The organism is Mesorhizobium sp. M1A.T.Ca.IN.004.03.1.1 (assembly GCF_003997555.1).
Lineage (GTDB): Bacteria > Pseudomonadota > Alphaproteobacteria > Rhizobiales > Rhizobiaceae > Mesorhizobium.
Genome location: NZ_RZTV01000001.1, coordinates 227,191 through 249,517, shown reverse-complemented (window position 1 = coordinate 249,517; position 22,327 = coordinate 227,191). Strand labels below are relative to the sequence as shown.

18 protein-coding genes and 1 tRNA gene are annotated in these 22,327 nt (G+C 64.1%); 13 read left to right on the top strand and 6 right to left on the bottom strand.

Translation table 11 applies throughout. The features are described from left to right. From nuoK to EOD29_RS01135, 12 genes are all read left to right on the top strand, one after another. Positions 1-309 carry an NADH-quinone oxidoreductase subunit NuoK gene (nuoK, locus tag EOD29_RS01190; protein ID WP_066998791.1) on the top strand — a complete coding sequence of 103 codons (309 nt, stop codon included), beginning with the start codon at positions 1-3 and terminating at the stop codon, positions 307-309. Between the two features lie 11 nt (positions 310-320). After that, positions 321-2,294: an NADH-quinone oxidoreductase subunit L gene (gene nuoL / locus EOD29_RS01185; protein ID WP_127245739.1), complete on the top strand. Its 1,974-nt coding sequence runs from the start codon at positions 321-323 to the stop codon at positions 2,292-2,294. Continuing rightward, positions 2,294-3,799 carry an NADH-quinone oxidoreductase subunit M gene (locus EOD29_RS01180; RefSeq protein ID WP_095826201.1) on the top strand — a complete coding sequence of 502 codons (1,506 nt, stop codon included), beginning with the start codon at positions 2,294-2,296 and terminating at the stop codon, positions 3,797-3,799. Before nuoL ends, EOD29_RS01180 begins: the two co-directional genes overlap by 1 nt. A gap of 13 nt (positions 3,800-3,812) precedes the next feature. Then, on the top strand, positions 3,813-5,249 hold the full coding sequence (gene nuoN, locus EOD29_RS01175) for an NADH-quinone oxidoreductase subunit NuoN (protein ID WP_127245738.1): 1,437 nt from the start codon (positions 3,813-3,815) through the stop codon (positions 5,247-5,249). Between the two features lie 4 nt (positions 5,250-5,253). Continuing rightward, on the top strand, positions 5,254-6,075 hold the full coding sequence (locus tag EOD29_RS01170) for a biotin--[acetyl-CoA-carboxylase] ligase (protein ID WP_067329185.1): 822 nt from the start codon (positions 5,254-5,256) through the stop codon (positions 6,073-6,075). Between the two features lie 49 nt (positions 6,076-6,124). Continuing rightward, positions 6,125-7,795: a ribonuclease J gene (locus EOD29_RS01165; protein ID WP_127245737.1), complete on the top strand. Its 1,671-nt coding sequence runs from the start codon at positions 6,125-6,127 to the stop codon at positions 7,793-7,795. Positions 7,796-7,895: 100 nt separating this feature from the next. After that, complete coding sequence (gene mce, locus EOD29_RS01160; RefSeq protein ID WP_067329189.1) at positions 7,896-8,300, top strand: methylmalonyl-CoA epimerase; 405 nt, start codon at positions 7,896-7,898, stop codon at positions 8,298-8,300. Beyond that, positions 8,297-8,581, top strand: coding sequence for a DUF1467 family protein (locus EOD29_RS01155; RefSeq protein ID WP_067001240.1), 285 nt, complete (start codon positions 8,297-8,299; stop codon positions 8,579-8,581). The genes mce and EOD29_RS01155 overlap by 4 nt, the downstream gene beginning before the upstream one ends. 576 nt (positions 8,582-9,157) lie before the next feature. Further along, positions 9,158-10,483, top strand: a complete 1,326-nt coding sequence (gene proS / locus EOD29_RS01150; RefSeq protein WP_127245736.1) for a proline--tRNA ligase — start codon at positions 9,158-9,160, stop codon at positions 10,481-10,483. Then, positions 10,483-11,766: a lipoprotein-releasing ABC transporter permease subunit gene (locus EOD29_RS01145; protein WP_127245735.1), complete on the top strand. Its 1,284-nt coding sequence runs from the start codon at positions 10,483-10,485 to the stop codon at positions 11,764-11,766. The genes proS and EOD29_RS01145 overlap by 1 nt, the downstream gene beginning before the upstream one ends. After that, positions 11,763-12,446, top strand: coding sequence for an ABC transporter ATP-binding protein (locus tag EOD29_RS01140; protein ID WP_197507520.1), 684 nt, complete (start codon positions 11,763-11,765; stop codon positions 12,444-12,446). The genes EOD29_RS01145 and EOD29_RS01140 overlap by 4 nt, the downstream gene beginning before the upstream one ends. A 513-nt stretch (positions 12,447-12,959) precedes the next feature. After that, complete coding sequence (locus EOD29_RS01135; protein WP_127245734.1) at positions 12,960-14,210, top strand: SRPBCC family protein; 1,251 nt, start codon at positions 12,960-12,962, stop codon at positions 14,208-14,210. 10 nt (positions 14,211-14,220) lie between these two features. On the opposite strand, the gene lipB is transcribed toward EOD29_RS01135, so the two are convergent. Next, on the bottom strand, positions 14,221-14,964 hold the full coding sequence (gene lipB / locus EOD29_RS01130) for a lipoyl(octanoyl) transferase LipB (RefSeq protein ID WP_095780840.1): 744 nt from the start codon (positions 14,962-14,964) through the stop codon (positions 14,221-14,223). A 240-nt stretch (positions 14,965-15,204) separates the two neighbouring features. Between lipB and EOD29_RS01125 the strand changes: the two genes are divergently transcribed. Further along, a tRNA-Leu gene (locus EOD29_RS01125) sits at positions 15,205-15,289 on the top strand. Between the two features lie 146 nt (positions 15,290-15,435). Here EOD29_RS01125 and EOD29_RS01120 read toward each other — a convergent pair. The 5 genes from EOD29_RS01120 to EOD29_RS01100 form a co-directional block, all read right to left on the bottom strand. Beyond that, entirely contained in the window at positions 15,436-18,120 is a 2,685-nt protein-coding gene (locus tag EOD29_RS01120; protein WP_127245733.1) for a phosphoenolpyruvate carboxylase, read from the bottom strand. Between the two features lie 66 nt (positions 18,121-18,186). Next, on the bottom strand, positions 18,187-19,155 hold the full coding sequence (locus EOD29_RS01115) for a D-glycerate dehydrogenase (protein ID WP_127239922.1): 969 nt from the start codon (positions 19,153-19,155) through the stop codon (positions 18,187-18,189). Between the two features lie 88 nt (positions 19,156-19,243). Then, on the bottom strand, positions 19,244-20,143 hold the full coding sequence (gene sucD, locus EOD29_RS01110) for a succinate--CoA ligase subunit alpha (RefSeq protein ID WP_067001220.1): 900 nt from the start codon (positions 20,141-20,143) through the stop codon (positions 19,244-19,246). A 13-nt stretch (positions 20,144-20,156) separates the two neighbouring features. Then, positions 20,157-21,344, bottom strand: a complete 1,188-nt coding sequence (locus EOD29_RS01105; protein WP_067001218.1) for a malate--CoA ligase subunit beta — start codon at positions 21,342-21,344, stop codon at positions 20,157-20,159. A 17-nt stretch (positions 21,345-21,361) separates the two neighbouring features. Next, entirely contained in the window at positions 21,362-22,324 is a 963-nt protein-coding gene (locus EOD29_RS01100) for a CoA ester lyase (RefSeq protein WP_095825700.1), read from the bottom strand. Positions 22,325-22,327 lie beyond the last annotated feature (3 nt).

The window sequence follows — 22,327 nt, the reverse complement described above, 5'->3', positions numbered from 1 at the left end:
ATGGTCGTCGGCATCGCGCATTATCTGACCGTATCGGCGATCCTGTTCACGCTCGGCGTGTTCGGCATCTTTTTGAACCGCCGCAACATCATCGTCATCCTGATGTCGATCGAGCTGATCCTGCTCGCGGTCAACATCAACTTCGTCGCCTTCTCGGCGGCGCTGCATGACCTCGTAGGGCAGGTATTCGCCCTGTTCGTGCTGACGGTCGCCGCGGCGGAAGCCGCGATCGGACTTGCCATTCTTGTCGTCTTCTTCCGCAACCGCGGCTCGATAGCGGTCGAAGACGTGAACCAGATGAAGGGTTGACGGGAACAACCATGTACCAGGCCATCGTCTTCCTTCCGCTGCTCGGCTTCCTGATTGTCGGTCTGTTCGGCAATTCGCTCGGCGCCAAGGCATCCGAATACATCACTTCCGGCTTCCTGGTGATCGCGGCGGTGCTGTCGTGGATCGCCTTCTTCACCGTCGGCTTCGGCCATGGCGAAGTGTTCACCGTGCCGGTGCTGCGCTGGATCCAGGCGGGCGGGCTCGACGTCGCCTGGGCGCTCAGGATCGACACACTGACGGTGGTGATGCTGGTCGTCGTCAACACCGTGTCGGCGCTGGTCCATATCTATTCGATCGGCTACATGCACCACGATCCGAACCGGCCGCGCTTCTTCGCCTATCTGTCGCTGTTCACCTTCGCGATGCTGATGCTGGTGACGGCCGACAATCTGGTGCAGATGTTCTTCGGCTGGGAAGGCGTCGGCCTCGCCTCCTATCTGCTGATCGGCTTCTGGTACAAGAAGCCCTCCGCCAACGCCGCTGCGATCAAGGCCTTCGTCGTCAACCGCGTCGGCGACTTCGGCTTCGCGCTCGGCATTTTCGGCGTCTTCGTGCTGTTCGGCTCGGTCAATCTCGGCACAGTCTTTGCCAACGCAGCCTCCTTCCTTCCGGCCGAAGGCGCGCCGGAGGGGGCCGCGGTGCTCACCTTCCTCGGCCATGCGCTCGACAAGCACACGGCGCTGACGGTGGTCTGCCTGCTGCTGTTCATGGGCGCCATGGGCAAGTCGGCGCAGGTGCCGCTGCACACCTGGCTGCCCGACGCCATGGAAGGCCCGACGCCCGTCTCGGCGCTGATCCATGCCGCGACCATGGTGACGGCCGGCGTGTTCATGCTGGCGAGGCTCTCGCCGCTGTTCGAGCTGTCGCATTCGGCGCTGACCGTCGTCACCTTCATCGGCGCCTTCACCGCCTTCTTCGCGGCCACTGTCGGCCTTGTCCAGAACGACATCAAGCGCGTCATCGCCTATTCGACCTGCTCGCAGCTCGGCTACATGTTCGTGGCGCTCGGCGTCGGCGCCTATGGCGCGGCGATCTTCCATCTGTTCACGCATGCCTTCTTCAAGGCGCTGCTCTTCCTCGGCTCGGGCTCGGTCATCCACGCCGTCTCCGACGAGCAGGACATGCGCCTGATGGGCGGGTTGAGGACGCTCATCCCCAAGACCTACTGGATGATGGTGATCGGCACCCTGGCGCTGACCGGCGTCGGCATCCCGGCGACGGTGATCGGCACCGCCGGCTTCTTCTCCAAGGACGCCATCATCGAAGCGTCCTTTGCCAGCCACAACGCGGTCGCGGGCTTTGCCTTCGTGCTGCTCGTGATCGCCGCCGCCTTCACAAGCTTCTATTCCTGGCGACTGATCTTCATGACCTTCCACGGCGAGCCGCGCGCCAGCCACGAGGTCATGCATCACGTGCATGAATCGCCGCCGGTGATGCTGGTGCCGCTCTACGTGCTGGCTGCCGGCGCGCTGTTTGCCGGCATCATCTTCCACGGCGCCTTCATCGGCGAGGGCTATGCCGAGTTCTGGAAGGCCTCGCTGTTCACGCTGCCGGACAACCACATCCTGCACGAGATCCACGAATTGCCGTTGTGGGTGGAACTGGCTCCGTTCATCGCCATGGTCATCGGCTTTGCGGTCGCGTGGAAGTTCTACATCCGCTCGCCGGAACTGCCCCGGAGCGTCGCCGCCAACCATCGCCTGCTCTACGGCTTCCTGCTCAACAAATGGTATTTCGACGAGCTCTACGACTTCCTTTTCGTGCGGCCGGCGAAGCGCCTCGGCCGGTTCCTATGGAAGACCGGTGACGGCGCCATCATCGACGGGCTCGGCCCGGACGGCATCTCGGCGCGCGTCGTCGACGTCACCAACCACGTCGTCAAATTGCAGACCGGCTACCTCTACCACTATGCCTTCGCCATGCTGATCGGCGTGGCCGCTCTCGTCACCTGGATGATGCTCTGATGACCGACTGGCCAATCCTCTCGCTGGTCACCTTCCTGCCGCTGGTTGGTGTTCTGCTCATTCTGCCGATCAGCGACGACAGCGAAAACGCGCGCCGCAACATCCGCTCGATCGCCTTCATCACGACGGCGTTCACCTTCGTGGTGTCGCTGTTCATCTGGAAGGGCTTCGATAATTCGCAGGCCGGCTTCCAATTCGTCGAGAAGCACGCCTGGCTGGATTCGGGCATCTCCTACCATATGGGCGTCGACGGCATCTCTATGCTGTTCGTCATCCTGACCACCTTCCTGATGCCGCTCTGCATCCTGGCCTCGTGGGATGCGATCGAGAAGCGCGTCAAGGCCTACATGATCGCCTTCCTGATCCTCGAGACGCTGATGATCGGCGTGTTCTGCGCGCTCGACATCGTGCTCTTCTACGTCTTCTTCGAGGGCGGCCTGATCCCGATGTTCATCATCATCGGTGTCTGGGGCGGCAAGCGGCGCGTCTATGCCTCGTTCAAGTTCTTCCTTTATACGCTTGCCGGCTCGGTGCTGATGCTGCTCGCCATCATGGCGATGTTCTTCCAGTCCGGCACGACCGACATCACCACGCTGCTGACGCATAACTTCCCGGCCAACATGCAGACCTGGCTGTGGCTCGCCTTCTTCGCCTCCTTCGCGGTGAAGATGCCGATGTGGCCGGTGCACACCTGGCTGCCCGACGCGCATGTCGAGGCGCCGACGGCGGGTTCGGTCATCCTGGCCGGCATCCTGTTGAAGATGGGCGGATACGGCTTCCTGCGCTTCTCGCTGCCGATGTTCCCGCTGGCGTCGGAGATGTTCGCGCCGCTGATCTTCACGCTCTCGGTCGTCGCCATCATCTACACCTCGCTGGTGGCGCTGATGCAGGAGGACATGAAGAAGCTCATCGCCTATTCGTCGGTCGCCCATATGGGTTTCGTCACCATGGGCATCTTCGCGATGAACCAGGAGGGCGTGCAGGGCGCGATGTTCCAGATGCTCAGCCACGGCCTCGTCTCCGGCGCGCTGTTCCTGTGCGTTGGCGTCATCTATGACCGCATGCATACGCGCGAAATCGACGCCTATGGCGGGCTGGTCAACAACATGCCGAAATACGCGACCGCGTTCATGATCTTCACCATGGCCAATGTCGGCCTGCCGGGCACCAGCGGCTTCGTCGGCGAGTTCCTGACCATGCTCGGCGTGTTTCGGGTCAACACCTGGGTGGCGTTCTTCGCCGCTACCGGCGTGATCCTGTCGGCAGCCTATGCGCTCTGGCTCTACCGCCGCGTGATCTTCGGCGCGCTGACCAAGGAGAGCCTGAAGAACCTGCTCGATCTGTCGACGCGCGAGAAGGCGATCATCTACCCGCTGGTGGTGCTGGTGATCTTCTTCGGCGTCTATCCGGCGCCTGTGTTCGATGCCACCACGCAGTCGGTCAAGGCGCTCGTCACCAACGTCACCGCATCCATCAATTCCGCGCAGACCGCGGCGGCGAACTGACCGGGGAAATACCATGACGCCGGACCTTCTCTCCAGCCTTTCGCTCTCAACGCCGGAACTGATCCTCGCCATCGGCGCGCTGGCGCTTCTGATGGTGGGTGCCTATTCGCGCTCCGACAACACCACGACGGTGACCGGGCTCGCGGTCGCGGTGCTTGTGATCGCCGGCCTCTGGCTGGCTTTCTCCGGCGGCGAGGGGTCTGCCTATGGCAGCGCTTTCGTCCAGGACTCCTTCGGCCGCTTCATGAAGATGCTGGCGCTGATCGGCTCGGCCGTCACGCTCGTCATGTCGATGCGGTTTGCCAGGCAGGAGCATTTCGACAAGTTCGAATATCCGGTGCTGATCGTGCTGTGCACGCTCGGCATGACGCTGATGATCTCGGCCAACGGCATGATCGGCCTTTATCTCGGGCTCGAGCTGCAGTCGCTGGCGATCTATGTGCTGGCGGCGATCAACCGTGACAATGTCCGCTCGACCGAGGCCGGCCTCAAATATTTTGTTCTCGGAGCGCTGTCGTCGGGCATGCTGCTCTACGGCATCTCGCTGGTCTACGGTTATACCGGCAACACCGGCTTTCACGAGATCGCGACGGCGCTGGGCAGCGGCGAACGTCAGCTCGGCCTTGTTTTCGGCCTGGTCTTCGTGCTCGCCGGCCTCGCCTTCAAGATCTCGGCGGTGCCGTTCCACATGTGGACGCCGGACGTCTATGAGGGCGCACCGACGCCGATCACCGCCTTCCTGGCCGCCGCCCCGAAGATGGCGGCGATGGCGCTGATCGTGCGCGTCACCATGGGCGCCTTCAAGCCGATCGCCGCCGACTGGCAGCAGATCGTCGTCTTCATCTCGATCGCCTCGATGGCGCTCGGCGCCTTCGCCGCGATCGGCCAGACCAACATCAAACGGCTGATGGCCTATTCCTCGATCGGTCATATGGGCTACGCGCTGGTCGGCCTTGCCGCAAACAGCCAGGCCGGCGTGCGCGGCGTGGCGATCTACATGCTGATCTATCTGGTGATGACGCTCGGCACCTTCGCCTTCATCCTCGCCATGCGGCGCAAGGAGGGCAATGTCGAGCAGATCGGCGATCTGGCGGGCCTCGCCTCGACCAATCCCATCATGGCCACCATCCTCACCATCCTGATGTTCTCGCTGGCCGGCATTCCGCCGCTCGCCGGCTTCTGGGGGAAATGGTACGTGTTCCTCGCCGCCATCAACGCGCATCTCTATGCCCTGGCGATCATCGGCGTGCTGGCTTCGGTGGTGGGCGCCTACTATTACCTGCGCATCATCAAGATCATGTGGTTCGACGAGCCTGTCGGCGGCTTTGTGCCGATGGCCAGCGAATTGCGCCTCGTGCTCGGCGTCAGCGGCGCCTTCGTGCTGTTCTATGTGCTGATCGGCGGGCCGATCGGCAGCTATGCCGAAGCCGCCGCCAAGACCTTCTTCTGACGGGATGGCATTTCGGCTGGCTCCAACCGCGGCGTCGGAGGGGTTCCGGCTCGAGGCCCATGACAGCGTCGGCTCGACCAACGCGCTGGCGCTGGAGCACGCGCGCGCGGGCGATCCGGGAAAACTCTGGGTCGTCTCGAAGAAGCAGGAAAGCGGACGCGGTCGGCGCGGCCGCGCCTGGGCGACGCCTGAAGGCAATCTGGCGGCGACGCTGCTTCTGGTTCCGAATGGCGAGCTGCGGCTCGCCGCGACGCTTGGCTTCGTCGCCGGGCTTGCATTGGCCGACGCGCTCGATGCCGTCGTCCCGCAAGGCCGGATCGCCGTTGGCCTGGACGGAGCCAGCGAAGGACGCAACCGCTTCGAGCTGAAATGGCCGAACGACGTGCTCGCCACCGGCGCCAAGCTTGCCGGCATCCTGCTGGAATCGACCCTGCTCGAAGGCGGCCGTTTCGCGGTTGCCGTCGGCATCGGCGTCAACGTCGTGGCATACCCCGAGGATCTGCCTTATCCGGCGACGTCGCTGCAGGCGCTGGGTGCCAATTGCGATGCCGAGATGCTGTTCCTGGCGCTCTCGGATGCCTGGAGCGAGAATTTCAGATTGTGGGACGACGGGCGGGGACTTAGCGCGATCAGGAAACGCTGGTTGGCGCGCGCCGCGGGGCTCGGCGGCGAGGTTGCTGTCAGAATTGACGGCAATGTGGTGCGCGGCGTCTTCGAAACCATTGACGAGGACTGCCGTTTCGTGATCCGCGACGATGACGGAACTGTTTTGACGATCGCGGCCGGCGACGTGCATTTCGGCGCGGTCGCGTCGGCCCGTCTTTGACGACTTGATTTGATTGGCTTGGCCTGACTGGCCAGGAAGGAAAGGATTTATGGCGAATACTGAGAACGCCGAACTCGTCTTCGCGCCGCTCGGCGGCGTCGGCGAGATCGGCATGAACTTCGCCCTCTATGGCTACGGGCCCGCGGACGCGCGCGAATGGATCGTAGTCGATGTCGGAGTCACATTTCCGGACAGCGCGCATCCGGGCGTCGATCTGATCCTGCCCGACACACGCTTCATCGAGGAGAACCTCGACGGCTTGCGCGGCGTGGTCGTAACCCATGCGCATGAGGACCATTACGGCGCGCTGCTCGATATCTGGCCGAAGCTCAAAGTGCCGGTCTGGATGACGCCGTTCACCGCCGGCCTGCTGGAGGCCAAACGGCAGGGCGAGCAGAACGCGCCAAAAATCCCGGCAATGATCTACAGGGCCGGCGAGACGTTCACTATCGGGCCGTTCGAGATCGAAGCCATCCCGGTTGCGCATTCCATTCCCGAGCCGATGTCGCTGGCGATCGCTACGCCCGCCGGCACGGTAATCCACACCGGCGACTGGAAGATCGATCCGGCGCCGACGATCGGCCCCAAGACGGATGAGGCGCGCTTCCGCGCTTACGGCGACAAGGGCGTGCTGGCGCTGATCTGCGATTCCACCAATGCGCTGCGGGAAGGGGAGTCGCCGTCGGAAGTGGCGGTCGGCGAGGGCCTGAAAGGCGTCATCGAAAACGCCAAGGGCCGCGTCGCGGTCACCACCTTTTCCTCCAATGTCGGGCGCATCGTTTCGATCGCCAAGGCTGCGCGGGACGCCGGCCGCCAGTGCCTTGTGCTCGGCCGCTCGCTGAAGCGCGTGATCGATGTCGCGACCGAACTCGGCTACATGGACGGCCTGCCGGAATTCATTGCCGAGGAGGATTACGGCTATATCCCGCGCGAGAATCTGGTGGTCATCTGCACCGGCAGCCAGGGCGAGCCGCTGGCCGCACTTGCGAAGCTGTCGCGCGACGAGATGAAGTCGGTGGCGCTGACGGCCGGCGACACGGTGGTGTTTTCCTCGCGCACCATTCCCGGCAACGAGAAGGCGATCCTGGAGATCAAGAACCGGCTGATCGACCTCGGCATGAAGATCATCGAGGACGGCGACGCGCTGGTGCATGTCTCCGGCCATCCGCGCCGCAGCGAATTGCGCAAGATGTATGAATGGGTGCGGCCGCAGATCGGCGTGCCGGTGCACGGCGAGGCGGCGCATCTGGTGGCGCAGGGCTCGCTGATGTCGATGTCGGGCATCGGCCAGGTGGCACAGGTGCGCGACGGCGATATGCTGAGGCTCTGGCCCGGTCCGGCCACGATCATCGACCAGGTGCCGTTCGGCCGCCTCTACAAGGATGGATACTTGATCGGAACCGACCAGGCGATGGGCATACGCGACCGGCGCAAGCTGTCCTATGCCGGGCATGTCGCGGTCAACGTCGTGCTCGACGAGAAATACGAGCTAGCCGGCGATCCCGATCTGGTGGCGATCGGTGTCGCCGAGGCCGATGCCAGCGGCGAGGCGCTGGAGGACTTGATGCTCGATGCGGCAATCGGCGCGGTGGACTCGATCCCCCGCCAGCGCAGAAAAGACCTCGACCTTGTGCAGGAGGCCGTGCGCCGCGCCGTCCGCGGCGCCGCCAACGAAGCCTGGGGCAAGAAGCCGCTGGTGACGGTGTTTGTCACTAGATAAGGGAGTAGGGGAGTACGGGAATAAGGGAGTAGGGAATAGCAAATAGCAAATAGCTCGGAGTTTTTCCTACCCCCCTACTCCCCTAACTTTCGGAACGCTTATGCTCGGACGCCTAAATCATGTCGCGCTTGCCGTGCCGAACCTGGCTGCGGCGACAGCTGCGTACCGCGATACGCTGGGCGCTCGGCTGAGCGAGCCGCAGGCGCTGCCGGAACATGGCGTCACGGTTGTGTTCGTCGATGTCGGCAACACCAAGATCGAGCTGCTGGAGCCGCTGGGCGACGCTTCGCCGATCGCAGCTTTCCTCGCGAAGAACCCGTCGGGCGGCATGCATCATGTCTGCTACGAGGTCGACGATATCCTCGTCGCGCGCGACCATCTCGAGGCGAGCGGCGCGCGTGTTCTCGGCGACGGCAATCCGAAGATCGGCGCGCATGGCAAGCCGGTGCTGTTCCTGCATCCCAAGGATTTCTTCGGCACGCTGGTCGAATTGGAGCAGGCATGAACTGGGTTTCCTTTGTCGCACTGTTCTTCGTCACCTGGTGGCTGGTGCTGTTTGCGGTGCTGCCCTTCAGCCTGCGCACCCAGGATGAGGACAAGGACGTGACGCTCGGCACGGTCTCGAGCGCGCCGAAGGGACCGCACATGCTGCGCGCGGCGATCCGCACGACGGTCGTCACCGCGATCGTGATCGGCATTTTCTACGGCCTGACAAGGGGGCTCGGCTTCGGTTTCGACGACATTCCGCACATCGTGCCGGACTTTACTCATACTGCCGGCCGCTAGCGCTCTGTCCAGTTTCCGCAAGTATTGATCAGCCCGCGCCCGTGCTGGTTGAAATCGGAAGCCGGCTTCCGATTTCAAGGGCTGACGCAGCATAATGCTGTTTGGCAGATCGTGGTGCTAAGCAGATGATTGCACAAAAAAAATGCAAGGCACGAGGCCTTGCAATTTAAACGCGTCCGATCTGTTTCCGGTGTCCGGCGGCAGCGAGTAACCGCGCCTAGATCGCATCCTCCCAAGACTTTGACCGCGTAGGAGAGCAGATTTTTCTCCGCCCTCTCGGTTATCGGCGCACACTAGACCAAGGCAGGTGAAAATGTCACGAAGAATTTTGCCCCCGAATAGGCAATATCGTGCTGCACTGCACAATAGTGGGGCAGGGCTTGCTTATGAATCGATCAAAAGGCCAGATGCGGCACTTTGGTGGCCAAAACGGGCCTTTTGATCATGCGCAGAACGCCGCAACACTTTGGAGCGCTCGGGTTTCCATTCGGTCATGAAATGGCTATGAAGCCCGGGCAAGCAGCCTCGGTTGCGCCGATTCCCCGCGCCGCCATTTTTTCATTCACGGACCAGTCCATGCGTTTGTCGCGCTACTTCCTGCCCATTCTCAAAGAAAACCCCCGTGAGGCCGAAATCGTCTCGCATCGGCTGATGCTGCGCGCCGGCATGATCCGCCAGCAGGGGCAGGGCAGCTTCTCCTGGCTGCCGCTCGGCAAGCGCGTGCTGGACAAGGTCTGCCAGATCATCCGCGAGGAGCAGAATCGAGCCGGCGCGCTGGAAATCCTGATGCCGACCATCCAGTCGGCGGATCTGTGGCGCGAGAGCGGCCGTTACAATGACTACGGCAAGGAGATGCTGCGCATCAAGGACCGGCAGGACCGCGACATGCTCTATGGTCCGACCAATGAGGAAATGGTCACCGAGATCTTCCGCGCCTACGTCAAGTCCTACAAGGACCTGCCGCTCAACCTCTATCACATCCAGTGGAAGTTCCGCGACGAGGTGCGCCCCCGCTTCGGCGTGATGCGCTCGCGCGAGTTCCTGATGAAGGACGCTTACTCCTTCGATCTCGATTTTGAAGGCGCCAGAGCCGCCTATAACCGCATGTTCGTCTCATACTTGAGGACGTTCACGCGCATGGGCCTGCAGGCCATTCCGATGCGCGCCGATACCGGCCCGATCGGCGGCGACCTCAGCCACGAATTCATCATCCTGGCCGAGACCGGCGAGAGCCAGGTGTTCTGCGACCGCGCCTATCTGTCGCTCGACGTGCCCAGCGCGGATACGAACTTCTCCAACGATGCCGAGATCGGCGGCATCGTGACGAAATGGACGACTCCTTATGCCGCCACCGACGAGATGCATGACGAAGCGGCATGGGAGAAGGTACCCGAAGGCGAGAGGCTCTCGGCGCGCGGCATCGAGGTCGGCCATATCTTCCATTTCGGCGAGAAGTATTCCAAGCCGATGAACGCGAAGGTCACCGGTCCCGATGGCAAGGACCATTATGCTTCGGGCGGCTCGTACGGCATCGGCCCGTCGCGGCTGGTCGCGGCAATCATCGAGGCGAGCCATGATGATAACGGCATCATTTGGCCGGAAGCGGTCGCGCCGTTCAATATCGGTCTGATCAACATGAAGATCGGCGATGCCGAATGCGACCGCGTCTGCGACGAGCTCTACGCAGCGCTGACCTCGGCCGGCAAGGACGTGCTTTATGACGACACCGACCAGCGGCCGGGCGGCAAGTTCGCAACCGCCGACCTGATCGGTCTGCCCTGGCAGGTGATCGTCGGACCGCGCGGGGTGGCTAGCGGCGAGGTCGAGATCAAGCACCGCCGGAGCGGCGAGCGCGAGACGCTGCCGATCGCGGAGGCCCAGAAACGCCTGGGTATCGCGTGATGGGCGAGGCGGCTGCAGCTCGATCGCCGGCAGGCGCCTTTTCAGGCTTCGAGCGCATGGTGGCGTGGCGCTACCTGCGTTCGCGGCGCAAGGAGACGGTGATCTCGGTCATCGCCTCGATCTCGTTCCTCGGCATCATGCTGGGCGTCGCCACGCTGATCGTGGTCATGGCAGTGATGAACGGTTTTCGCGCCGAGCTGCTCACCCGCATCCTTGGCGTCAACGGCCATCTGATCGTGCAGCCGCTCGATTCGCCGCTGGAGGACTATGCGCAGGTGGCGAGCCGCATCAACGGCGTTGCCGGCGTCAAATACGCTATCCCGCTGATCGACGGGCAGGTGCTGGCGCAAGGCAATGTCGGCGGCGGCACCGGCGCGCTGGTGCGCGGCATTCGCGCCGAGGATATCAACAAGATCTCGATTGTGTCCAGCAACATCAAGCAGGGCACGCTCGACGGTTTCGACACCGGCGATGGCGTGGCGATCGGCAAGCGCATGGCCGAGAATCTCGGGCTGGTGCTCGGCGACACCATCACGCTGATCTCACCCGAAGGCGACGTTACCCCGCTTGGCACCACGCCGCGCATGAAGGGCTACAAGGTGGCGGCGATCTTCGAGGTCGGCATGTCGGAATATGACAGCTCGATCGTCTACATGCCGTTTTCGGAAGCGCAGCTCTATTTCAACATGGACGGACGGGCGCAGACCATCGAGATCTATGTCGACAATCCGGACAATGTGGATGCGCTGAAGCCGTTGGTCGAGCAGGCGGCGCAGCGGCCGGTCGACCTCGTCGACTGGCGCCAGCGCAACGAGACCTTCTTCTCGGCGCTGCAGGTCGAGCGCAACGTCATGTTCATGATTCTCACGCTGATCGTGCTGGTGGCGGCGCTCAACATCATCTCCGGCCTCATCATGCTGGTGAAGGACAAGGGCCACGACATCGCGATCCTGCGCACCATGGGCGCGTCGCGCGGCGCGATCCTGCGCATTTTCCTGATGACGGGGGCTGCGATCGGGGTCACCGGCACTATCGCCGGCGTGCTGCTCGGCGTCGTCATCTGCCTCAACATCGAATCAATCCGCCAGTTCTTCTCCTGGATGACCGGCAGGATCCTGTTCAATCCCGAGCTCTATTTCCTCAGCCAGTTGCCTGCGAAGATGGACCCGCGCGAGACCACCTATGTCGTCATCATGGCGCTCACCCTGTCTTTCCTGGCCACGGTGTTTCCGGCTTGGCGCGCAGCCCGGCTCGATCCGGTCGAAGCCTTGAGGTACGAGTGATGGCCGAAGCCATTATCGAGCTTAAGGGCGTCGAGCGGCACTATATCCAGGGGCCGCGCAAGCTGACAATTCTGAACGGCGCCGACTTCTCGCTTAGGCGTGGCGAGATGGTGGCGCTGGTGGCGCCGTCGGGCACCGGCAAGTCGACGCTGCTGCATACGGCGGGGCTGCTCGAGCGGCCGGACGCCGGCGACGTGATCCTCAGCGGCCGCGCCTGTGGCCGGCTGTCGGATGACGAGCGCACGGCTATCCGCCGCAACGATGTCGGCTTCGTCTACCAGTTCCATCATCTGCTGCCGGAGTTCACCGCGCTCGAAAACATCATGATGCCGCAGCTGATCAAGGGGCTCGGCCGCAAGGAGGCATCCGAGCGGGCGGCGCAGCTTCTCGACTACATGCAGATCGGCAAGCGGGCGCAGCACCGGCCGGCCGAGCTATCCGGCGGCGAGCAGCAGCGCGTGGCGATCGCGCGCGCGGTCGCCAATGCGCCGCTGGTGCTGCTGGCCGACGAGCCTACCGGCAATCTCGACCCGGCCACCGCCTCTTACGTGTTCGATGCGCTGGAGGCGCTGGTCAGGCAGTCAGGGCTGGCGGCGCTGATCGCCACCCACAATCACGAACTGGCCTCGCGCATGGACCGGCGGGTCACGCTGGCAGAGGGCAAGGTGGTGCCGCTTTAAGGCAAGCCGATATTAGGCTGGGGCCGGCCTATCGACCGCAGCTTCTGCGCTTCCGTACTCACCTACGAACAAGTACCCGCCGTTCCGGTTCTCAAAAGCCGCCATCCTCGGCTCGGGCTGATCTCGACTTGCCCTCCGCGCGCTCAAAAGAGCCTATCGTCTCGTCAATCTTTCCTTAACCGTGCCCAAACGGATCGCCTGAATTCACTCGGCATGCCGTTCTTCGATCGTTGACATTCGAACAAAATTAGAACAAATTGCGAACATATTAACAACAGGAGAGAGTTATGGCCGATCTGGTTCAGGATGTCGTCTCGCTGGTCTGCATGAGCACCTTTCTCATTTCCATGGCGATCTGGATTGGCGCCATGTGAGCAGGCGGCTTCGCGCCGCCGCCTTGGACGGACGAAGGGTGCGCTCTCTGTTTGGGACGGGCACGAGCCCGCCCGTTGTTAAGCTTTTCTTGGCCGGACCCCCGCTAGCTTGCCCCGCAAAGACAGGGAGCAAAGGGCAGTGTCGGTCATCGCCACGGTCACACTCGTGGCCGGAAATCTCGGACTGATCTTTCTCTTGATGACGGTGCCGCTCGGGCTGCGCACGGTTACGGTCAGCCGCGTGATCGAGGCTGACCGGAATCGCCTGTGGCAGGCGCTGTGGCCGTTGGGCAGCGACGCCGGCTGGTCGGGTGAAATCCTTTCCGTCGAACCGCTGGACGGCGAGGGGACGGCGCTGATCAAACTGTCCTGGGAAGGGCGCGACGGGCGGCCGATCGAACGCAAGGCGCGGTTCGACGATGTGGTGGAAGGCAGCCGTTTCTCGATGCGCGTCGTTGAGGACACGGCTCTCGATCCCTCGTTCTGGGCCGACTATCGCGAAACCACCGCGCTCGCGCCCGAAGGCGATGCGACGCGCGTTACGCTCACGCAAACCGACCGCTATCGCGGCGTCGCCTTCCTGATCTTCCGCTACTTCGCCATGCGCCGCGAGCTCGCCAAGTTGCAGGTCTGGGCGAGAACCGGAACGTATCGCAGGGGCGGCTGGTTCGAGCATCCGGTGAGCCAGATAGGCTTTGCCGTGCTTTCGGCCTTCATCCTGTGGCCGTTCTTCGGCCTCAACCTCGGGGGACTGGCGCTGGCTGTCATCCTAACTTCGGTGGTGGCGCTGCACGAGCTTGGCCACATGGCGGCATTCCGCCTGACGGGGCATCGCCGGGTGCGCATGATCTTCATTCCGTTGCTCGGCGGTATCGCCATGGGCGGCAGGCCGTATGACAGCCGCTTCGAGGTCGCGTTCGTGGCGCTGATGGGGGCGGGCTTCTCCGCTTTCCTTGTGCCTCTGCTGATCGCCGCCAGCGGCCTTGCCGGCAGCGAAGGACACCGCCCGGCGGCAGTGCTGCTGGCGACGCTTGCCGGCTGCACGTCGCTGTTCAACATCGCCAATCTGGTGCCGGTGTGGAAGTTCGACGGCGGCCAGGTGCTGCGCCAAATCTGCCCGGGTCCGATCGCGCTGGCGCTTGCCTCCTTCCTGCTGCTGTTCGCCTTGCTGGCGCTCGGCTGGCGCGCCGGCTTCTCGCCCAGCTTCCTGCTCGTCGCCGGCGCGGTGTTCTCGGTCCTCAGCCTGCTCACGGTCGGCAGCGGCGTGAAACCGCGTCACGAGCTGAAGTCGATCCACGCCTTCGATCGCCTGGCCATGGCCGGCGCGCTGCTGGCGGTCTTTTCCATTCACGGCTATGGCGTGCTCTGGGCCTCCGCGCAACTGATGTAGCCGCGCCGGATTACCCTGCCTTTCGGGCCGGCTCGGCGACCGGGGCCGCGGCAGGCCCGAACACGTCCTCGAAGGCGGATTTCAGCGCGAGATCGAGATCGGCCATGGTGACCGGAAGGCCGAGATCGACGAGGCTGGTCACGCCATGGTCCGAAACGCCGCAGGGCACGATGCCGCCGAAGTGGGAAAGCTCCGGCTCGACATTGATGGCAATGCCGTGAAAGCTCACCCAGCGCCTGAGCCTGATGCCGATTGCGGCGATCTTGTCCTCGGCGGGCGTGCCGTCAGGCAGGGCAGGCCGATCTGGCCGCACCACCCAGACGCCGACGCGATCCTCGCGGCGCTCGCCGCGCACGTTGAAGGCGGCAAGCGTGCCGATGATCCACTCTTCCAGCGCGGCAACGAAGGCGCGAACATCCTCGCGCCGGCGCTTCAAGTCGAGCATGACATAGGCGACGCGCTGGCCGGGGCCGTGATAGGTGTATTCGCCGCCGCGTCCCGCGGCAAAGACCGGAAAGCGGTCAGGGTCGATGAGGTCCTCGATACGGGCGCTGGTGCCGGCGGTGTAGAGCGGCGGATGCTCGACCAGCCAGACCATCTCGCCGGCAGCGCCATTGCGGATGGCCTCGGCGCGCGATTCCATGAAGGCGAGCGCGTCGGGATAAGACGTCAGGCCGGGCTCGATCACCCACTCGACCGGCGCCGAACCGGGAAGGGGCAGGAACGACGTGGCGATCTGGCTGCGTTCTGTCATGGAACTTTCTCGATGCTCCCCTCATATGGCGGCAATTGGCTGAAACGTCCAGTTTCGGCCGGCCCGTGTCGAGGCTGTGGAGCATTGCGCCAGGAGCTTTGTCTGATGCATGTCGTTCGCCCAAAACCGTCATGCACTTTTGGGCGACATGCATTAGCGAATATTCCGCACGGCACCCTTGTTTCGCCGGAAACGATTTGCTACAGGCCCCGGGCCGGACGGTTCCGGCTCCTACCACGTGCGGTCGTGGCGGAATTGGTAGACGCGCAGCGTTGAGGTCGCTGTGGGGCAACCCGTGGAAGTTCGAGTCTTCTCGACCGCACCATTCTCCCCCAAAAAGGCATTGCTTGGATGAGCCCGTGAGGTGGCGCGTCCGACGTCCTGCGGGCCAAAACAAAAGCGGCGCCAGATCCTGAGGACCGCACCGCCGCTTTGGGTTTCAAGCCCTTCAGTTCTGACAAAAAACCGGGCCTATCCCGTCCAGCCAAGGCCCGCCGAGATGCAATTGATCGAGACGAGCAGGGCGTCGGTCGTCCGCCTTCGATCCGCCGTGCCGGGACTGGTCCGAACCTCGCGCAGCAGATCGACCTGCAGGCAGTGGATGTCGTCCATCTGTCGCCGCAGATTGTCGAAACGCCGCTTGAACATCGGAAAGCGCGCGGAAAGATCGCCGCCGGTGAGGTCACCGATCAGGCGTCGCGTCAGCTCGTATTCGGCTCCGATGCGGCCGTAGATTCGCCAAGCTGCATCGGCGTCGGCTACCAGGCCGGCGTAGAGCTGCGCGATCTCCATGTCGGACTGGTAGAGCGTCTTCTCGGCCTCGTCGACGATCAGACGGAAGAAGCGCGAGCGCTCGAACATGCGGGCCAGAAGCTCGCGCCCGGCCTCGCCGCGCACCGTGACGAAGGCGTTCAGCGCGCTGCCGATGCCATACCAGCCGGTCAACAGATGACGGTTCTGGCTCCAGGCGAACACCCATGGAATGGCGCGCAGGTCGGCAATGCCGCTGGCGCCGAAACGGCGATCCGGCCGTGAGCCCATCTTCAGCAGCGCCAGTTCCGCAACGGGGCTCGCCTGGTTGAAATAATCGAGGAAGCCGGGCTCGGCCATCAACCGGGCATTGGATGCCTGCGACATGCCCGCCAGAGCCTCGAGCGCTTCGTCGAACTCCGGCGTTTCCTTCGGCCCGACATCAGCGGGCGATCCGACACTGTGGGCCAGAACGCCGGCGGCGAGAACCTCGAGCTGGTTGAGGCCGGTGCCGCGATTGGCGAATTTCGAAGAAACGACCTCGCCCTGCTCGGTTACCCGCATCCTGCCGGCGACAGTGCCCGCCGGCTGCGCCGCGATCGCCCGGCCGGTCGGCGCGCCGCCACGGCTGACGGAGCCGCCGCGACCGTGAAAGAAACTGATCCTGACCTTGTGCTTGCGCCCGATCGCGGCAAGGCGCTTTTGCGCTTTCGCCAGTTCCCAATTGGAGGCGAGGAAGCCGCCGTCCTTGTTGGAATCCGAATAGCCAAGCATGATTTCCTGGCGCGCGCCAAAATCGCGCACAGTCCGCCGCACCAGCGAAACGCCGAGCAAATCATTCAGGACGGCAGGAGCGGCCTGCAGATCGGCGATGGTCTCGAACAATGGCACGATGCGCAGCCTGATCGTGCCGCTACTACCAGGGGCGGTCGAAAGTCCGCAATATTGCGCCAGCAGATAGACCGCGAGCAGGTCGTCGGCCGAGCGGGTCATGCTGAGCACGAACGAGCCAACGGTGTCGGTATCCGCGCCCGAATTGTGCCTGGCGATGACAGAGAATGTCGAAAGCAGTTCGGCCGCCTCAGGCGAGAGCCGGCCTGCGTCGATCTCCGGTTGCTCGCCCTGGCTGAGGCTTGAGCGGAGGTGCGCCGACCATCGCGGCGTGCCGGGTGCGACCGGGTCCGCGGGATCTATCAGCGCAAGCAGCTCGGCCAGCGCCCGGTTGACGACCGTGGAGTTCTGCCGGATGTCGAGCGAGACCGTACGGAAGCCGAAGCTTCCGGCTTGCCAGATGAGAGGCTGGACGAAGCGCCTGGCGACCGCGCGCCCACCGATCGCTTCGAGAACGGAAGACAGTGCGTTGAGATCGGCACGAAACGCTTCCGCCGAGAGATATGCCGCCGTGCCGCCGTCGCGCGTCGCCGCCAGCCGGGCAAGCATGGCCGAAGCGAATTGGCGAAGCGGTTCATCGGGGTTGCGGGCGGCAATCGCCTGCGCCTGTCCGCTTTTATCAAGCGCCGTTTGCAGCACCGGCTTAAAGCCCGGCGGCAGGTCGATGACGTTGGAGCTGGCGCTGAGCACCGTCACCAGCCGCTGCACCTGCGTCAGATACCAGCCCATGGCAGTATTGCGGTATTCGGCCAGGGCATGAGCGGTGACTGCGGCCGTCACATTCGGATTGCCGTCGCGGTCGCCGCCGATCCACGAGGCATAGCGCATGAAGCACGGGATTCTGATCGGCTCTCCCGGATAGTGGCGCTCGAACGCGCCTTGAAGCTTGCCGTAGAGCTGCGGCGTTGCCTCGAAGATGACCTCGCGAAAGAAGTGCAGGCCCCAGGCGATTTCGCCCTCGACCGTCGGGCGCTCAAGTCGCAGCTCGCCCGTCATCCACAGAAGCTCGATCTCGCTTTCCAGATCGGCGACCAACAGGTCGCGTTCGCGCGGCGCCCAGCGCGGCTGGTCGAGCTCGGTCAGCTTGCGATAGATGCGGCGATGGATCTCCAGCACCGTGACGCGCTTGGCCTCCGTGGGGTGCGCGGTCATGGTCGGCCCGACACATAGCTCATCGAGCGTGGCCTGGACTTCCCCCGCCGAGCGGCCGTTCGCCGCCATCTGCGCGACCACGCTGGCGAAAGACCCGGGCACCTCGTCGGCGCCCGCGCCTTGTTCGAGTTCGCGCCGCGCCCGCATGGCAAGCAACTCGTCGGCAATCGTCAGCAACTGGAACCACACGCCGCTCGCCTGAAGCGCCGGGATGCGCTGTTCCGCGGCGAGAGAGACAAGCGACCGACGCCCGCTCAGAACGGCGGCGACCTCGGGCTCACGAGCGCTTGCGACCTGAAGCAGCAGGCGCAACAGGAGGCTGCGCTCGTCCTCGCGAAATTTGATGCGTCTGCTCTGTTCCAAACCGCTTTCCTCGGCTGCATCGATTGCAACTGCAGCAGCGCCTTGAATGGAGGGCGGCGCCGGCTGTCAGGCGACCCGATCGGGGACGGGGCGGCCCTCGAAGAAGGCGGTCAGGTTCTCCACCACCTTCATGCCCATCGCCACCCGCGTTTCCTCGGTCGCGCTGCCGAGATGCGGCAACAGCACGACGTTCTCCAACTGCTTCAGCGCTTCCGGAACGGCGGGCTCGTCGGCAAAGACGTCGAGACCTGCACCTGCGATCTCGCGCCGTTGCAGTGCACCGATCAGGGCATCCTGGTCGACGACGTCGCCGCGCGCGGTGTTGATCAGGAAGGCGCCGCGTTTCATCAACCCCAGGCTTCGAGCATCGATGAGATGGCGGTTTTCCGCGCCGCCCGGACAGTGCAGCGAGACGAAATCGGATGCCGTAAGCACATCGTCCAAAGTCGGCAACTGCTCCGCGCCCATAGCGCGCGTCTCGTCATCATCGACCGGCGACCGGTTGAAGAATACGATCTTCATGCCGAAGCCGAAATGCGCGCGCCTGGCCGTCGCTTTGCCGATGCGCCCCATGCCGACAATACCCAAAGTCTTGCCCGACACTTTTGCCCCGGCCATGTGGGTCGGCGACCAGCCTCGCCACTCTCCGGCTCGCAGCTGCCGCTCGCCTTCGCCGGTCCGGCGCGCGACGGCCAGCATCAGGCTAAGCGCAAGGTCGGCGGTGCAATCCGTCAGCACGCCAGGCGTGTTGGTCACCACGATGTCGCGGTCGCGGGCTGCCGCGACATCGATATGGCTGAAGCCGACGCCGAAATTGGCGATGATGCGGGTGCGGGCGGCGTTCTCGGGAAATACCGCAACCGGCAAGCGGTCGCTGACCGTCGCCAGGATCGCGTCGAAATGCGCGAAGGCGGAAGTCATCGCGGCAGGGCTCAGCGGCTCGTCGCTGTCGTTGAACGTCGTGTCGAAGCGTTCGGCGAGGATCGCTTCGACGGCCGCCGGCCATCTGCGGGTGACAATCAAACGCGGTTTCATCGAGTTTCCTGCTGATCGACGGGCCGCCGCGGCGTTTACGGCGGCCCAGACTTCACATTTTGTGGACTATGCGGCCGTCGCCCGGCCGTCACGCCGCCTTCTTGGTCCGCGCCAGCGTGTCGGCCACGACCTCGCCGAAGGAGGCAGGCGTCGGCACGATGACGACGCCTGCGTCTTTCAGGATCTCGACCTTTTCCTGCGCCGACTCGCCGAAGGCGGAGATGATGGCGCCGGCATGGCCCATGCGGCGGCCCTTCGGCGCCGAGAGCCCGGCGATGTAGGCGATCAGCGGCTTTCGCATGTTGTCGCGCGCCCAGATCGCGGCTTCGGCTTCCTGTGGTCCGCCGATCTCGCCGATCATCACCACGGCGTCGGTGTCCTCGTCGCGCTCGAAGAGCTGAAGGATATCCTTGAAGGACGAACCATTGATCGGATCGCCGCCGATACCGACGCTGGTCGACACACCGATCCCCAACGCCTTCATCTGCGAGGCGGCCTCGTAGCCCAGCGTGCCCGAGCGCCCGACGATGCCGACGCGTCCGGGGAGATAGATGCTGCCGGGCATGATGCCCATCAGCGCCTGTCCGGGCGTGATGACGCCGGCGCAGTTCGGGCCGACGAGCCGCATGCGGTCTTCGAAGCGGTATCGGCGCATGTAGCGCTTCACCTGCATCATGTCCTGGGAGGGGATGCCGTCGGTGATGCAGACGCAAAGCTTAATGCCGGCGTCCGCCGCCTCCATGATCGAATCGGCGGCGAAGGGCGGCGGCACGAAGACGATGCTCGCCTCGGCGCGGGTCTCGCGCACAGCACCCTTGACGGTGTTGAAGACGGGCAGGCCGAGATGCGTCTGGCCGCCTTTGCCGGGGGTGACGCCGCCGACCAGCTTGGTGCCGTAGCGCTTCATGTCGTCGGCGTGGAAGCTGCCGATCTTGCCGGTGAAACCCTGGACGATGACGCGCGTGCTGCGGTTGAGCAGGATTGCCATTTCTCGACCTCCCTCAGGCTGCTTTCTTGTTCTTGGTGGCTTCGCGCCAGGCGGCGACGGCCTTTTCGGCGGCTTCGGCCAGCGTGTCGGCGACGATCACCGCCTCGCCGGAGTCGGCCAGGATCTTGCGTCCTTCCTCGACCTTGGTGCCGGAGAGGCGCACCACCAGCGGCACGTCGACGCCGACCTCGCGGATCGCCTTGATGACGCCTTCGGCGACCCAGTCACACCGGTTGATGCCGGCGAAGATGTTGACCAGGATGGTCTCGACATTCTTGTCGCCGAGCACGGCGCGGAAGGATTTCGCCACCCGCTCGGGCGAAGCGCCGCCGCCGATGTCGAGGAAATTGGCCGGTTCGCCGCCGGCGATCTTGATCATGTCCATCGTCGCCATGGCAAGGCCTGCGCCGTTGATGATGCAGCCGATATTGCCGTCCAGCCCGACATAGGAGAGACCGCGATCGCTCGCAAAAGTCTCGCGCGGGTCTTCCTGGCTCTTGTCGCGCAGTTCCGAGATTTCCGGGCGGCGGAACAGCGCGTTCTCGTCGAACGACATTTTGGCGTCGAGCGCGACGAGGCTGCCGTCGCGGGTCACCACCAGCGGATTGATCTCCAGCATCGAGGCGTCGTAGTCGCGGAACACCTGGTAGCAGCCGAGGATGGTCTCGGTCGCCTTGCCGATCAGATTGCTTTCAAGTCCGAGGCCGAAGGCGATCTCGCGCGCCTGGAAGCCTTGCATGCCGACGCCCGGATCGACGGTGGCGCGGATGATGGAATCCGGCTTCTTTTCGGAGATGTCCTCGATCTCCATGCCGCCGGCGGCCGATGCCACGATCATGACGCGCTCTTCCTTGCGGTCGAGCACGAAGCCGAGATAGAGCTCCTGCGCGATGTCGACGGCTTCCTCGAGATAGAGGCGCGAGATCAGCTTGCCGCGCGGGCCGGTCTGCTGGGTGACCAGCTTGCGGCCGAGCATTCCCTCGGCGGCGTTGGAGATCTCCTCGTCGTTGGAGCAGAGCTTGATGCCGCCGGCTTTGCCGCGCGCGCCGGAATGGACCTGCGCCTTCAGCACCCATTTCGAGCCGCCGATCTCGCGCGCCCGGTAGGTCGCCTGCTCGGGGCTGTAGGCAAGGCCGCCGCGCGGGACATGCACGCCGTGGCGGGCGAGCAGTTCCTTGGCCTGGTATTCGTGAATGTCCATCTTGTCCTCCCGGTAATCTAATGCGCTGCGCTATGCGCCTGGCTGGCGCGCTCGATCGCCTCGCTCACCACCAGAACATTGCGTGCCATGCGTTCCGAGGCAGCGTCGATCATCTTGCCGTCGAGCGCCGCCGCGCCCTTGCCGAGCGCCTCCGCTTCCTTGAGCACTTCAAGGATGCGGCGAGCGCGGGTGACCTCCTTTTCCGGCGGCGAGAACACGTCGTTGGCCAGAGCGATTTGCGACGGATGGATCGCCCATTTGCCTTCGATGCCGAGTGCGGCGGCGCGCCTGGCGGCTGCTGTGAAACCTTCGGGGTCGGAGAAATCGCCGAACGGTCCGTCGATGGCGCGCAAGCCATAGGCGCGGCAGGCGACAGTCATGCGCGACAGGGCGAAATGCCACTGATCGCCGGGATAGTCAGGGTTGAGGCCGCCGATGTTGACGGTGCGCGCCTTGTTGCTGGCGGCGTAATCGGCGACGCCGAAATGCATCGCTTCGAGCCGGCCGGGCGTGGCGGCGATCGCCTCGACATTGGCCATGCCGAGCGCGGTTTCGATCAGCGCTTCGAGACCGACCCGGGTCTTGAAACCCTTGGCCATCTCGATCTGGTTGACCATGGCCTCGACCATATAGAGGTCCGCCGGCACGCCGACCTTCGGCACTAGGATAGTGTCCAGCCGGTCGCCGGCCTGTTCCATGACGTCGACCACGTCGCGGTACATGTAGTGGGTGTCGAGGCCGTTGATGCGCACCGACACGGTCTTGCCCTTGGCGCGCCAATCGATGTCGTTCAGCGCCTGGATGATGTTCTTGCGCGCGCGCTCCTTGTCGGGCGGCGCCACCGCGTCCTCGATGTCGAGGAAGACGAAGTCGGCGGCGCTGTTCGCCGCCTTGTCGATCATTTCCGGGCTGGAGCCGGGAACCGCCAGCTCGCTGCGCTGGAGCCTGAGCTTCTTGAGGTGGTTGATGGTGTGGCTCATCGT

Coding starts and splice junctions, on each gene's coding strand:
- nuoK (WP_066998791.1), top strand. CDS start 1: ATGGTCGTCGGCATCGCGCATTATCTGACCGTATCGGCGATCCTGTTC.
- nuoL (WP_127245739.1), top strand. CDS start 321: ATGTACCAGGCCATCGTCTTCCTTCCGCTGCTCGGCTTCCTGATTGTC.
- EOD29_RS01180 (WP_095826201.1), top strand. CDS start 2,294: ATGACCGACTGGCCAATCCTCTCGCTGGTCACCTTCCTGCCGCTGGTT.
- nuoN (WP_127245738.1), top strand. CDS start 3,813: ATGACGCCGGACCTTCTCTCCAGCCTTTCGCTCTCAACGCCGGAACTG.
- EOD29_RS01170 (WP_067329185.1), top strand. CDS start 5,254: ATGGCATTTCGGCTGGCTCCAACCGCGGCGTCGGAGGGGTTCCGGCTC.
- EOD29_RS01165 (WP_127245737.1), top strand. CDS start 6,125: ATGGCGAATACTGAGAACGCCGAACTCGTCTTCGCGCCGCTCGGCGGC.
- mce (WP_067329189.1), top strand. CDS start 7,896: ATGCTCGGACGCCTAAATCATGTCGCGCTTGCCGTGCCGAACCTGGCT.
- EOD29_RS01155 (WP_067001240.1), top strand. CDS start 8,297: ATGAACTGGGTTTCCTTTGTCGCACTGTTCTTCGTCACCTGGTGGCTG.
- proS (WP_127245736.1), top strand. CDS start 9,158: ATGCGTTTGTCGCGCTACTTCCTGCCCATTCTCAAAGAAAACCCCCGT.
- EOD29_RS01145 (WP_127245735.1), top strand. CDS start 10,483: ATGGGCGAGGCGGCTGCAGCTCGATCGCCGGCAGGCGCCTTTTCAGGC.
- lipB (WP_095780840.1), bottom strand. CDS start 14,964: ATGACAGAACGCAGCCAGATCGCCACGTCGTTCCTGCCCCTTCCCGGT.
- EOD29_RS01115 (WP_127239922.1), bottom strand. CDS start 19,155: ATGAAACCGCGTTTGATTGTCACCCGCAGATGGCCGGCGGCCGTCGAA.
- sucD (WP_067001220.1), bottom strand. CDS start 20,143: ATGGCAATCCTGCTCAACCGCAGCACGCGCGTCATCGTCCAGGGTTTC.
- EOD29_RS01105 (WP_067001218.1), bottom strand. CDS start 21,344: ATGGACATTCACGAATACCAGGCCAAGGAACTGCTCGCCCGCCACGGC.
- EOD29_RS01100 (WP_095825700.1), bottom strand. CDS start 22,324: ATGAGCCACACCATCAACCACCTCAAGAAGCTCAGGCTCCAGCGCAGC.